A 12,776-nucleotide genomic window follows, 5' to 3' on the forward strand; every position below is an offset into this window, starting at 1 on the left:
CTCGTGCTCGTGACGGTGAAGTCGGCCGCGACGCCAGCCGTTGCCGAGGCGCTTGCGCGCGCGGTACGGCCCGGCACGGTCGTCGTCAGTTTCCAGAACGGCGTGCGCAACGCGGACGTGCTGCGCGCCGCGCTGCCGCACGCGACGGTGCTCGGCGCGATGGTGCCGTTCAACGTGAGCGCACGCGGCGCCGGCGCGTTCCATCAGGGCACGTCGGGCGAGCTGCAAGTCGAGGCCGCGCCCGCGCTGCAATGCTTTGCCGGCGCGTTCGAGCGCGCGGGCCTGCCGCTCGGGCAGCGCGCGGACATGCGCGCCGTGCAATGGGCGAAGCTGCTCGTCAATCTCAATAATGCGATCAATGCGCTGGCGAATCGGCCGCTGAAGGACGAACTCGCGCAGCGCGGCTATCGGCGCTGTCTTGCGCTCGCGCAGGCCGAGGGGCTGGCGCTGCTCAAACGCGCGGCGATCCGGCCCGCGCGGATCACGCCGCTGCCCGCCACGTGGATGCCACGGTTGCTGAGCATGCCCGACGCGCTGTTCACGAGGCTCGCGGGCGCGATGCTTGCGATTGATCCGCTGGCGCGTTCGTCGATGTCGGACGATCTCGACGCGGGGCGTCCGACCGAAGTCGATTGGATCAACGGCGAGATCGTGCAATTGGCTGCGGGGCTCGGGCGGATGGCGCCCGTCAATGCCCGCCTGTGCGCGCTCGTGCACGATGCGCAGCGCGCCGCGGCGCGGCCGGCGTGGAGCGGCGAGGCACTGCTGGCCGAGCTGCGTGCGGCGGCTGCGCGCAGCGTCGTATAACGGCCGCGTTTCCGCATTGCATGGCGGTCGGGTCGCAGTCGCGATTGCAAGCCGGCCGGATGCCGCCGGCGCAAACCCGCGCGCTACAAGCGAATCGTTGCCATCGAAGGGGCTCGGATCTGGCGCGGCATGCGTCGATGCGCGTCGCCCGATGCGGTGTTCGATGTCCGCTCGGCAGGTGCCGCGCGCGCGAGATTCCGGTATGCCGCGGCAATCGCAAAATCTGCACCGAGTGGCGCCGCAGACGTCGGAATACGCGCGCGCACGTGCACGCCGGGTCAATGGCGATGCGCGGCCGCTTCCCAGTTGATATCGACGCAGAGCACCTGCATGCCTTGTGCGGCGGGCGCCGCGATCGACGCTGTCACGCACAGGTGCGCTTCATTGATCGACAGATAGGGCGGCGTGAAATGCACGTGCCCCGGCGTGCGCATTGCGTCGATGAAGTATGGCCGGCGCTCCCAGCTCGCGCCTTCCGAGTGCAGCAGCGGCTTGAAGCGCTTGGCGCGCTGCGATGCGTGGCCGCGCGGCAGCAGGTTCTCGCCGATCTGCCGGCCGGACGAGTCGAGCAGAAAGCAGCGCGCCGTCTCGGGCAGCGCGAGCAGCTGCGTGGCCGCGTCGAGCAGATCGTGGCCGTCGCGCAGCCGTGCGCTCGCGCCCGACAGCGCCGCGACATACGGCGCAAGGCGCGCTTGCTGCGCGCGCTCGCGCTCGGCCACGCGCAGCCTCAACGCGGCCGACAGCGTATCCATGATGCCCGCGGCCGCCTGCGGCTGCACCGGCTCGACACTCGGTCCCGCGAAATACTGGCCCTGTACGAAATCGACATTGCATTCGAGCGCGATCAGCGCTTCGCGCTCGGTCGTGAGTCCGCCCATCAGCACCAGTTGCCCCGACTCGTGCAGCAGCGATACGAGGCCGGGCAGCACGCGCTCCAGGTGCGAGTGCTCGCTCGCCTGCGCGAGGATGCCGCGATCCAGCGTGACGATGTCGGGATGCAGGTGCCAGACGCGATCGATGTTCGAGTGTTTCGAGCCGAAGCCGCCGAGCGCGATCAGAAAGCCCGCCTTGCGCAGCCCGTCGACGATCGCGGCGAAGCGCGGCGTCTCGCCGCCCGCCTGCTCGGGCACCTCGAGCACGACGCGCTGCGGCGGCAGGCCGAGCGTTTTCAGGTTCGCAAGCAGCGCGTCGCCGTAGACGGTATCCATCAGCGCGGCCGGGTGCAGGCTCAGGAAGAGCCATTCGTCATGGCTGTCGAACGCATGAAAATTGCCCAGATGCAGCGATTCCGCGAGCCGGCCGAGTTCGAGCAGATCGCCGCGGCGCGCGGCTTGCGTGAACGCCTCGTGCGATGGCACCTGGCCGCCGTGAGCATCGTGCGCGCGCAACGACGCGTGGTAGCCGATCGCCCGGCGATGCGATACCGAGAAAACCGGTTGGAAGACGCTGAAAACGGTGTAGTCGCCGTACAGGACGGTGCGCCGGTTACCGTCGTCGCCCGCGATCGGGCGCGGCGGCTGGAAGCTGGGAGGATCGATGTCGATCATGCTCGTCATGGGGCGACTGTCCGGGAAGCATCAGTGTACCTGCACAGCATAGCCGAGCAAGAACCATGCGCAAAAAGCCGCACCGGCGGGCGGCCCGCTACCGTGCGGCGGCCTGCCCGGATGCACCCGCTTGGTGCGCGCCGCTTTATCGTGGCGCGCGGCGCGCTATGCGCGTTCGGACGGATCGGTCTTGCGCGCGGCGCCGCGGATTTCGGGCGAAAGCTGCGCGAAGATCCATGCGGACGCGGCGGTGATGACGCCGACGCAGATGAAGGTCGCATGGAACGCCGGCAGCGGATGCGCCGGCGCGCCGCGCGCGATCATGCCGGTGAAGGTCGCGAGCAGTGCGCCGCCCACTGTCACGCCGAGGCTCATCGACAGCATCTGCACGAGCGAGAAAAGGCTGTTGCCGCTGCTGGCGCCGCCCGTGCCGAGATCCTTCAGCGTCAGCGTGTTCATCGCGGTGAACTGCATCGAGTTGAAGCCGCCGAACAGCGCGAGCTGCGCGATTCGGACCCAGGCCGGCGTCGTGTCGCGCATCAGCGCGAAGCTCGCCATCGTCAAGCCAACCATCACGGTGTTCGCGAGCAGCACCTTGCGATAGCCGTGGCGCGTGATGAGGACCGTGATGATGCGCTTCGAGAACATGCCCGCCGCGGCGACGGGCAGCATCATCAGTCCGGCCTCGAATGCGCCGTAGCCGAGCCCGACTTGCAGCAGCAGCGGAATCAGATACGGCATCGCGCCGCTGCCGAGCCGCGCGAACAGGTTGCCGAGCAGGCCGACGCTGAACGTGTGGATGCGGAACAGTTCGAGCGAGAAAAGCGGCTGCGGCGCGCGTACCGCGTACAGACCGTAGGCGACGAAGCAAGCGAGGCCAAGGATCAGCAGCACGAGCACCACCGCATGCTGCAGGCCGAGATCGGCGAGGCCGTCGAGCGAGATCGTGAGCGCGACCATGCCGATCGTCAGCAGCAGATAGCCCTTGATGTCGAAGCGGCCGGCGGCGGGGTTGCGCGCGTCGGCCATCGAATAGAACGTCGCGATGCAGCCGGCGATGCCGATCGGCACGTTGATCAGGAAGATCCAGTGCCACGAGGCGATCTTCACGAGCCAGCCGCCGAGCGTCGGGCCGATCAGCGGGCCGATCAGGCCGGGAATCGCGATGAACGACAGCGCGGGCAGATAGCGCTCGGCGGGAAACGTGCGCAACACGGCGAGCCTGCCGACGGGCAGCAGCATCGCGCCGCCGATTCCCTGGATCACGCGGAACGCGACGATCATCGGCAGCGTGTGCGCGTTCGCGCAAAGCAGCGAGCCGAGCGCGAAGATCGCGATCGCGCTGAAGTACACGCGGCGGGTGCCGAGCGTGTCGGCGAGCCAGCCGGACACGGGGATCATCACGGCCATCGTCAGCGAATAAGCGATCACGACCGATTGCATCCGCAGCGGCGATTCGCCGAGGCTCGCGGCCATCGACGGCAGCGCGGTGTTGACGATCGTCGCGTCGAGCGCCTGCATGAAGAAGCCGGTGGCGACGAGCCACAGCATCACGGTCAACGATTTTTCGCTAGGGACGGCGGCAGGCGGGGTGCTGGGCATGAGAGACGGGCGCCATGGGCGCTGACGAACGACGCAGCCGACATTTTAGGGAAAGCCGCTCGCGCGCGCAGAAATGGCGGCGCGCGGCATCGCCTTCATTGTGCGCGCTCGACGCCGACGTAACGCGCGCGCGGGCGGATCAGCCGGCCGTGCGCGCGTTGTTCGAGCGCGTGCGCGATCCAGCCGACGATGCGGCCGGCAGCGAACAGCGCAAACGCCGCGCCCGGCGGCAGCGCGAGCGCGCGCTCGAGCAACGCGAGCGCGAAATCGATCGTCGGCTTTTCGCCGGTTGCGGCTTTTCGCCGGTTGCGGCTTGCGCGGCTTCGGCGAGCGCGAGCGCGCCTTCGAGCGGCGGCGCATGCCGCGCGCGCGGCGGCCGCGCGGCGGTGCGGGCGATGATCGCGTCGATGAGCAGCGCCGCGCGCGGATCGCCCTGTGGGTATAGCGGATGGCCGAAGCCGGGCAGGCTCGTGCGCGCGTTTGCGTTGCGCGCGTATGCCGCGCATTGGGCGGCGACGTAGCGCGGCAGATCGCGCGAGGGGGCCGCGCCGTCAAGCAGCGCGGCCACCCGGGCCGTCTCGCCGCCATGCCGCGGCCCGGACAGCGCGGCGAGGCCGCCCGCGATCGCGCCGAACAGCGGCGCGCCCGTCGACGCGATGCAGCGCACGGCGAACGTCGACGGGTTGAGTTCATGATCGGCGCACAACACCAGCGCGATACGCAGCAGCTCGACGTCGCGCGGCTCGCTCACCCGCCATGCGGCGGCAAGCTGCCGGTGTGCCGGCTCGGCGCACGGCATGCGCGCGGCAAGCGCGGCGGTTGCGAGACGCAGCAGCGTGACGGCCTCGTCGAGCAGCGCGGCCGGCGCCGCATCGTCGACTGGCGCGGCAAGCGGCAGCAACGCGAGTGCGCGTTCGAGCGGCGGCCGAGTGCGCCAGAGGTCTAGCCCGTGCCGCCAGCGCGATGCATCGAGACGCGGCGCGATGGTTTCGTGCGCTTCGATGCGCGCGAGCGGGCACGCCCACAGCAGCGCGGCGGCGTCCTCCAGCGTCGCGGCCGAGGCGAACGCCACCGCATCCCGGCCGCGATAGCTGAGCCGGCCGTCCGCGATCTGCGTGATCCGCGATTCGAGAACCGGCATTCCCCAGTCGAGCGAGCGCTCGGCGACGTTGCCCGCGTGCTTGGCGTCCGCGCGGCGGCGCGCCAGAAGGCGCACGTCGTCGGCGTCGTAATAGCGGCGCTTGCTCGTGCCGTGCGCGTGCGAGCGCAGCAGGCCGCGGCTGACATAGGCGTAGAGGGTCGGCAGGCTGATACCGAGCAACTGCGCGGCTTCGCGCGCACTCAAGCGGGACATGGCGGCGGCTCCTCGCATCGAAGGCCGAACGCGTATGTGTGCGCCGCGATGCGATTCATTTTGCGTTGATTCGCGCAATCAAGATTGAATGCGTCGGCACGCCATTCTAGACTCGTTTGCACATTGACGAAGACGAGGCCCGCGGCGATGAGTTCCTTGCAAGCACTGACGTATCTTTGGCGTCTCGCCGCAGGTGATCCGGCTGCGCTGGAGCGCGTCGATCTCGACGGCGACGATCCGGGCCTGCCGTCGGTGCACCGGGTCGGCGTGCTTGCCGCATCGACGATCGCGGCTGCCGGCTTGGCGGCCGCCGAATGCTATCGCGTGCGAACCGGACGTGCGCAGCGCGTCGGCGTGTCGGTGCGGCACGCGCTCGCGGCGTTTCGCAGCGAGCGGTATTTGCGCGTCGACGGCGGCGCGCCGCCCGAGCCGCGCCATGCCGTCACCGGTTTTTACGAGACGCGCGACGCGCGCTGGATTCAGCTTCACGCGAATTTTCCGCATCATCTGGCCGGCATCGTCGAGGTGCTCGGTTGCGGCGACGAACCCGGCCAGGTGGCCGCGGCGATTCGCGGTTGGGATGGCGAGGCGCTCGACGCAACGCTTGCCGAAGCAGGGCTTTGCGCAGCGTTGATTCGCTCTCCCGAAGAATGGCGCGCGCTCGAACCCGCGCGTGCGCTCGAGCGGGGAGCGCTGTTCGAGATCGAACGCATCGGCGACGCGCCGCCGATGCCCGTCGGCGCGGACGGGCCAATCGCGGCGGGCATGCGCGCGCAAGCGGGCGCCGCCGCGCTCTTGCAGCCGCTTTCCGGTACGCGCGTGCTCGATTTGACGCGGATCATCGCCGGGCCTGTCGCGGGCCGCACGCTCGCGCAGCATGGCGCGCAGGTGCTGCTCGTCAACGGCCCGCATCTGCCGAACATTCCAGCGCTCGTGATCGACAACGGCCGTGGCAAACGCTCGGCGATCGTCGATCTGCGTGACGATGCCGGGCGCGCGACGCTCGATGCGCTTGCGGCGCGCGCCGACGTGTTCGTGCAATCGTACCGGCCGGGCGCGCTCGATGCGCTCGGTTTCGGCGCGGCCAAGCTGGCGCGGCGTCATCCGGGGATCGTCTGCGTGTCGGTGTGCGCATACGGATACGACGGGCCGTGGGCGTCGCGCCGCGGCTTCGATAGTCTCGTGCAGTCGGCAAGCGGCATTGCGTGGACCGAGCAGCGCGCGGTGGGCGCCCGCGCGCCGCGGCATCTGCCTTGCCAGGCGCTCGACCATGCCACCGGCTATCTCGCGGCGTTCGGCGCGATGATGGCGCTCGTGCGCCGCGCACGCGAAGGCGGAAGCTGGCGGGTGCGCGTGTCGCTCGCGCAAACTGGGCGGTGGTTGCAGTCGATGGGGCGGGTCGACGGCGGCGAACGCGTGCCGGATCTGGCGCTCGACGATGTACGCGATTGCCTGGACGACGCGACCGATTCGCCATTCGGCGCGGTGCGCGGCGTGCGGCCGGCCGAGCGGCTGTCGCAGACCCCGCCTCGTTTCGGGCGGCCGCCCGTGCCCGTCGGCAGTGACGAGCCGTGCTGGTTACCGTGACGCGGTGCGGCTTGCATCCGTCGGTATCCGGTCATCGCCGCGTAGTGCCGCTTGTTTTCGTATATTGCGCGGTTTCATGCGCCGCCCGGCGCGGGTTCGAGCGCTACGGCAGCATTGAGCGCTATGCACGTGGCGCCGGGTAGCGCGGCGGCATGGGCCGCGCGAGGCCCGCGCGGAACCCGCAAAGCCCGTTATTTGCGCAATTCGATGACGAAATCGTAGTAGTCGTTGCGGCAATAGGTATCGGTCAGCTCGATCGCGCGCTGATCGTGCGTGAAGCCGATCCGCGTGATCAGCAGCAGCGCGTCGTGCGGTGCGATGTCCATCTGCCTGGCGATTTCGTCGCTCGCGTTGACCGCGCGGAAGTGCTGCAGCGCGCGCACGATCGGCGTGCCGCGTTGCTCGAGATAGCTGTACAGCGAATCGCCGATCGATTGCGGCTCGGGAATGATCGTTGCGGGAAACGTCGAGTTCTCGACCGCCATCACGATGCCGTCCGCGAGCCGCAGCCGCTTCAATCGCGTGACCGACGCGGCGGGCGACAGCCCGAGCTGGATCACTTCGTCGCGGTTCGCGGGCTCGATTCCGCGCGCAAGCCAAGTCGAGCTTGGCGTGAAGCCGCGGCGCTTGAGCATTTCGCTGAAACTCGACAGGCGCGAGAGCGGATCTTCATAGCGCGGCTGGATGAAATTGCCGGCGCCTTGCGTGCGCCGGATCAGCCCTTGTTCGACGAGCAGCGCGATCGCCTTGCGCGCGGTGATGCGCGACACGCCGAGCGATTCCGCCAGCAGCCGCTCCGACGGCAACGCTTCGCCGGCGGCCCAGCGATTGTCGTGGATCGCGTCACCGAGCTTGCGGGCGAGTTGCAGATAGAGCGGCGTGTCGTTGTCGGGATCGGGGCGCAGGCCGGACCAGCGGTCTTCCATCGATGGCTTCATGAATGGGTTGCAGAAAACAGTGCAGCCATTCTAAGACATCGCGTGCTGGCGTTATAGCCGGTTTTTGCGCCGAATGCGGTTTGCGACGGGCAAGCCGCTAAACTGACGAAACGGCGCGCGGCGGCGGGCCGTGTGCGAATCTGTGACGACGGAGGCCAGATGACAAGCATCCTTGAGACGACCGTCGCTCTGCCCGGCGGCGAGCGCGTTCCGAAACTCGGGCAGGGCACCTGGGAAATGGGCGAGCAGGCGTCGCGGCGCGCGGCGGAGATCGCCGCGCTGCGCGAAGGCGTGGAGCTTGGGATGACGCTCATCGATACCGCGGAAATGTACGGCGACGGCGCGACCGAGACGCTCGTCGGCGAAGCGCTCGCCGACCGGCGCGACGAACTGTTCATCGTCAGCAAGGTGCTGCCGCAGCATGCGAGCCGCGCGGGCGTGATCGCCGCCTGCGAAGCGAGCCTGAAGCGGCTGCGCACCGACCGGATCGATCTGTACCTGCTGCACTGGCGCGGCGCGATTCCGCTCGAGCAGACGCTCGCCGGCTTTCACGCGTTGCGCGACGCGGGCAAGATACGCTACTGGGGCGTCAGCAACTTCGACGTCGACGACATGGCGGAGCTTGTCGAGATCGCGGACGGTGACGCATGCGCGACGAACCAGATTCTCTACAACCTCGCGCGCCGCGCTCCGGAATTCGATCTGCTGCCGTGGCTCGCGCGTCACGGCATGCCCGCGATGGCATACAGCCCGATCGATCATCTGCGCTTTCCGAAGCACACGGTGCTCGACGACATCGCGCGCGAACGCGGCGTGTCGCCGATGCGCGTCGCGCTCGCATGGGTGCTCGCGCAGCCGAACGTACTTGCGATTCCGAAGGCGGGCACTATCGAGCATGTGCGCGACAATCGCGCGGCGCTCGATCTGACGCTCGACGCAACCGAGCGCGCCCGGCTCGATGCGCATTTCAGGCCGCCGCAACGCAAGCGCCCGCTCGAGATGCTGTAGCGGCGAGGCGGCCGACGCGTGGGCGAAGAGCATCGTCCTGCGTTGCGCGTCGGCGGCGCGATGAATTGGACATTGGCCGTGCGCTGAATGTCGATATGACATCCGCTGTCGCGCGAGCGGCACGGCAACGCGCTGATGGACGAAGCCACGAAAAAGCCCGTCCGTTTCCGGGCGGGCTTGCTGGCTTCGAAGCGCCGGGGCTTCGAGGCGCGGGGCAATGCGGACAATAGCGACAACGGCAGCCATGCCGACGCCCGCCCCGCGCGCCGAGCCGCATGCGCGGCCCGGCGAGGGCGCTTATCTGCGGTCGACCTGCTTCGCGCTGATGACGGCCTCCGACACGTTCGCGGGCGTTTCCGCGTAGTGCTTGAACTCCATCGTGTAAGTCGCGCGGCCTTGCGTTGCCGAGCGCAGCGACGTCGAATAGCCGAACATCTCGGCGAGCGGCACCTCGGCGCGCACGATCTTGCCGCCGCCGCCGGCGATGTCGTCCATCCCCTGAACGATGCCGCGCCGGCTCGACAAGTCGCCCATCACGTTGCCCATGAAATCCTCGGGCGTTTCGACCTCCACGGCCATCATCGGCTCGAGCAGCACCGGTTTGGCCCGGCGCATCGCTTCCTTGAACGCCATCGAGCCGGCCATCCGGAACGCGTTTTCATTCGAGTCGACGTCATGGTACGAGCCGAACGTCAGGTGGACCTTCACGTCGACGACCGGATAGCCCGCCAGCACGCCGGATTTCAGCGTGTCCTGGATGCCCTTGTCGACCGCCGGAATATATTCGCGCGGAATCACGCCGCCCTTGATCTCGTCGAGGAACTCGTAGCCTTTGCCCGGATTCGGCTCGAGCGTGATGACCGCGTGACCGTACTGGCCGCGGCCGCCCGACTGCTTGACGAACTTGCCCTCGACATCGGCCGCCGTCGTGCGCACCGTCTCGCGATACGCGACCTGCGGCTTGCCGACCGTCGCTTCGACGCCGAATTCGCGCTTCATCCGGTCGACCAGGATTTCGAGATGCAGCTCGCCCATCCCGGAAATGATGGTCTGCCCGGATTCCTCGTCGGTCTGCACGCGGAACGACGGGTCTTCCTGTGCGAGGCGGTTCAGCGCGAGGCCCATCTTTTCCTGGTCGGCCTTCGTCTTCGGCTCGACGGCCTGCGAGATCACCGGCTCCGGAAACTCCATGCGCTCGAGAATGATCGGGTTGGCCGGGTCGCACAGCGTGTCGCCGGTGGTCGCTTCCTTCAACCCGACGGCAGCCGCGATATCGCCCGCGCGCACTTCCTTGATTTCCTTGCGCTCGTTCGCATGCATCTGCAAGATCCGGCCGAGCCGCTCCTTCTTGTCCTTCACCGCGTTCAACACGGTGTCGCCCGATTCTACGACGCCCGAATAGACACGGAAGAAGATCAGCTGGCCGACGAACGGGTCGGTCATGATCTTGAACGCGAGCGCGGAGAACGGCTCGTCGTCGCTCGGATGGCGCTCCGCTTCGTTGTCGTGCAGATCGTGGCCGAGGATCGCGGGCACGTCCACGGGCGACGGCAGGTAGTCGATCACCGCGTCGAGCATCGCCTGCACGCCCTTGTTCTTGAACGCGCTGCCGCACAGCATCGGCACGATCTCGTTCGCGATCGTGCGCTGGCGCAACGCTGTCTTGATCTCGTCCTCGGTCAGCGAATCGTGATCGGTCAGGTATTTCTCGAGCAAGGTCTCGCTTGCCTCGGCGGCCGCCTCGACCATCTTTTCGCGCCATTCGCGCGCAAGCTCGACGAGATTCGCCGGGATCTCCTCATAAGTGAACTTGACGCCCTGGCTTTCGTCGTCCCAGACGATCGCCTTCATCTTCACGAGGTCGACGACGCCCTGGAAGTGCTCTTCCGCGCCGATCGGGATCTGCACGGGCACCGCGACGCCTTTCAGGCGCTCGCCGATCTGCCGCTGCACGCGGAAGAAGTCCGCGCCGATGCGGTCCATCTTGTTGACGAACGCGATGCGCGGCACCTTGTACTTGTTCGCCTGGCGCCACACGGTTTCCGATTGCGGCTGCACGCCGCCCACCGAGTCGTAGACCATGCACGCGCCGTCGAGCACGCGCATCGAGCGCTCGACTTCGATCGTGAAATCGACGTGTCCGGGGGTATCGATGATGTTGATCCGGTGTTCCGGATAGTTGCCGGCCATGCCTTTCCAGAACGCGGTCGTCGCGGCGGACGTAATCGTGATGCCGCGTTCCTGTTCCTGCTCCATCCAGTCCATCGTCGCTGCGCCGTCGTGAACCTCGCCGATCTTGTGGCTCACGCCGGTATAGAAGAGGATGCGCTCGGTTGTCGTGGTCTTGCCGGCGTCGATGTGAGCGCTGATCCCAATATTTCTATAGCGCTCGATGGGCGTTTTGCGGGGCACGTGAACCTCCTAATGGTCCTGAATGGAAACGGGCCAGCTGGACCGGCCGGCGCCGTCGTTTTCTCGAGACTTAAAGCATAGCGCTTGCTCAAGGCTTTTGCAGATGCGGGCGGCAAGCCGCGCAATCAAGGCCGGTGCGTCACGCCTGCGCGCGGCGCCGGGCGGCGTGCGTCATCCGCCCGGACCGGGGCGCAAACGGCACACGCAAAAAAGCCGGCGCGCGGCCGGCTCGTCCTGGCAACGGCAACCGCGCCGGCGCCCGGGGGCAGGCGGGCCGCGGCGGCGTTACTGCGGCTTTGGCAGCCCGTCGATCTTCATGCCCGGCTTGATGCCTTTTGCCGCGAACCAGCCCTTGCTCATCTCGAGCGCATAGACGCCATTGTTGCGCGGGCAGTGGTTATTGGTGGTTTCGGCCTGCATTTCGTCGATGTCGGTGATCGTGCCGTCAGCGCGGATGAATGCAATCGACAGCGGGATCAGCGTGTTTTTCATCCAAAAGCAATGTACCGCGTTCTCGTTGAACACGAACAGCATCCCTTCGTTCGGTGCAAGTTGCGACCGGTACATCAGGCCCTGCTCGCGATCGGAATCGTTTGCCGCAACGGCCGCGTCGATCACATGCATGCCGGCGCGCAACTTCGCGCGCGGGAAATCGCCCGGCTGCTTCGCACCGGGCGGCAGTTGCGCGGTCTGTGCGAGCGCGGCCTGCATGCCGCCCGCGGCGAGCGCGATCGCGACCGGAAAGACGGCGGCTCGCGCAACGCGGGCGAGCGAAGAGCGTGGGGAAAATCGCACGGCGAAAGCTCCTATCGGGAAAACGAGACTCGCATGGTACTCGACGCGCGGCGTCGCGCGCAGCTTGGCGGCCGAATCGATGCGCCCGCGCCGGATCGCGCGAACAAAGAAAAAGGCAGACCGCTTCGCAACGATCTGCCTTGGAACGCCGTAAGAACGGCAACAGCTTGTTCTTGACTGCGTCTTACAACTTGCTTACTTAGTTCGAAGCAGCGGCCGGGGCTTCGGCTTCGCTTGCTGCCTTCTTCGCAGCGTGGTGCTTCTTCGAAGCGTGGTGCTTCTTGTGCGTAGCCTTCTTGGCCGGTGCCGAAGCGGCTTCAGCCGGAGCAGCCGAAGCAGCGGCCGGAGCCGAAGCTTGCGCGAAAGCAGCCGTTGCGAACAGGCCAGCAACCAGAGCAGCGATCAGTTTGTTCATGTTGTGTTTCCTCAGCTTTAGTTAATTAACCAAATGACCCGGCATAGGAGTCATGTCGTCTAACGTGCCATCCACCTTTCGGTTGACAGACGCATCGAGAAAAATCTCGTCGCGCTGCGGCGTCCTGTCTGCGGCTTGACGTCGATCAAACGACGCAGCAGCGGTTCGGACACGAATGCCGGATAGCTGGGAGCGGCATCTGTACCGTCTAACGCACCGGGTTCTCAGTCGGTTGACGCGCGATGTCGGGCGTCACGCAAATGTCACCGCCGGCACCGCTCGCAGCGGCCGGCGGCCGCCGGCCGGCGAGG

At 67.5% G+C, this 12,776-nt stretch carries 9 protein-coding genes and 1 pseudogene; 3 read left to right on the top strand and 7 right to left on the bottom strand.

Annotation, left to right across the window (positions count from 1 at the left end; all coding sequences use genetic code 11):
- Positions 1-807: 2-dehydropantoate 2-reductase (locus BSIN_RS23655; RefSeq protein ID WP_089342228.1), on the top strand; the 807-nt coding region annotated here is incomplete at its 5' end.
- Between the two features lie 278 nt (positions 808-1,085).
- On the opposite strand, the gene BSIN_RS23665 is transcribed toward BSIN_RS23655, so the two are convergent.
- The 3 genes and pseudogenes from BSIN_RS23665 to BSIN_RS23675 form a co-directional block, all read right to left on the bottom strand.
- Positions 1,086-2,354 carry an EAL domain-containing protein gene (locus BSIN_RS23665; RefSeq protein WP_173678746.1) on the bottom strand — a complete coding sequence of 423 codons (1,269 nt, stop codon included), beginning with the start codon at positions 2,352-2,354 and terminating at the stop codon, positions 1,086-1,088.
- Positions 2,355-2,519: 165 nt separating this feature from the next.
- The gene (gene mdtD / locus BSIN_RS23670; protein ID WP_059520484.1) at positions 2,520-3,956 is read right to left on the bottom strand and encodes a multidrug transporter subunit MdtD; all 1,437 of its coding nucleotides are present in this window, start codon (positions 3,954-3,956) and stop codon (positions 2,520-2,522) included.
- A 95-nt stretch (positions 3,957-4,051) separates the two neighbouring features.
- A pseudogene (locus BSIN_RS23675) lies at positions 4,052-5,310 on the bottom strand (citrate synthase family protein).
- 147 nt (positions 5,311-5,457) lie between these two features.
- On the opposite strand from BSIN_RS23675, the gene BSIN_RS23680 reads away from it, so the two are divergent.
- The gene (locus BSIN_RS23680) at positions 5,458-6,897 is read left to right on the top strand and encodes a CoA transferase (protein ID WP_089342231.1); all 1,440 of its coding nucleotides are present in this window, start codon (positions 5,458-5,460) and stop codon (positions 6,895-6,897) included.
- A 191-nt stretch (positions 6,898-7,088) separates the two neighbouring features.
- Here BSIN_RS23680 and BSIN_RS23685 read toward each other — a convergent pair whose 3' ends face one another.
- A complete protein-coding gene (locus tag BSIN_RS23685) occupies positions 7,089-7,835 on the bottom strand; it encodes a GntR family transcriptional regulator (protein ID WP_059520482.1) in 747 nt (248 codons plus the stop codon).
- Between the two features lie 159 nt (positions 7,836-7,994).
- Here BSIN_RS23685 and BSIN_RS23690 point away from each other — a divergent pair, with 159 nt between their 5' ends.
- Positions 7,995-8,843 (top strand): aldo/keto reductase, encoded by an 849-nt coding sequence (locus tag BSIN_RS23690; RefSeq protein ID WP_089342230.1) that lies wholly within the window; start codon positions 7,995-7,997, stop codon positions 8,841-8,843.
- A 297-nt stretch (positions 8,844-9,140) separates the two neighbouring features.
- Here BSIN_RS23690 and fusA read toward each other — a convergent pair whose 3' ends face one another.
- The 3 genes from fusA to BSIN_RS23705 all read right to left on the bottom strand — a co-directional run bounded on the left by fusA (position 9,141) and on the right by BSIN_RS23705 (position 12,465).
- Complete coding sequence (gene fusA, locus BSIN_RS23695) at positions 9,141-11,255, bottom strand: elongation factor G (RefSeq protein ID WP_059520480.1); 2,115 nt, start codon at positions 11,253-11,255, stop codon at positions 9,141-9,143.
- Between the two features lie 285 nt (positions 11,256-11,540).
- Entirely contained in the window at positions 11,541-12,050 is a 510-nt protein-coding gene (locus BSIN_RS23700; RefSeq protein WP_059520479.1) for a DUF192 domain-containing protein, read from the bottom strand.
- A 199-nt stretch (positions 12,051-12,249) separates the two neighbouring features.
- Positions 12,250-12,465 carry a hypothetical protein gene (locus BSIN_RS23705; RefSeq protein ID WP_059520478.1) on the bottom strand — a complete coding sequence of 72 codons (216 nt, stop codon included), beginning with the start codon at positions 12,463-12,465 and terminating at the stop codon, positions 12,250-12,252.
- Positions 12,466-12,776: the final 311 nt, after the last annotated feature.

Source organism: Burkholderia singularis, assembly GCF_900176645.1.
Lineage (GTDB): Bacteria > Pseudomonadota > Gammaproteobacteria > Burkholderiales > Burkholderiaceae > Burkholderia > Burkholderia singularis.

What these genes read in the sequence shown, in the direction of transcription:
- BSIN_RS23665 (WP_173678746.1), bottom strand. Translation starts at nt 2,354, where the DNA reads ATGATCGACATCGATCCTCCCAGCTTCCAGCCGCCGCGCCCGATCGCG.
- mdtD (WP_059520484.1), bottom strand. Translation starts at nt 3,956, where the DNA reads ATGCCCAGCACCCCGCCTGCCGCCGTCCCTAGCGAAAAATCGTTGACC.
- BSIN_RS23680 (WP_089342231.1), top strand. Translation starts at nt 5,458, where the DNA reads ATGAGTTCCTTGCAAGCACTGACGTATCTTTGGCGTCTCGCCGCAGGT.
- BSIN_RS23685 (WP_059520482.1), bottom strand. Translation starts at nt 7,835, where the DNA reads ATGAAGCCATCGATGGAAGACCGCTGGTCCGGCCTGCGCCCCGATCCC.
- BSIN_RS23690 (WP_089342230.1), top strand. Translation starts at nt 7,995, where the DNA reads ATGACAAGCATCCTTGAGACGACCGTCGCTCTGCCCGGCGGCGAGCGC.
- BSIN_RS23705 (WP_059520478.1), bottom strand. Translation starts at nt 12,465, where the DNA reads ATGAACAAACTGATCGCTGCTCTGGTTGCTGGCCTGTTCGCAACGGCT.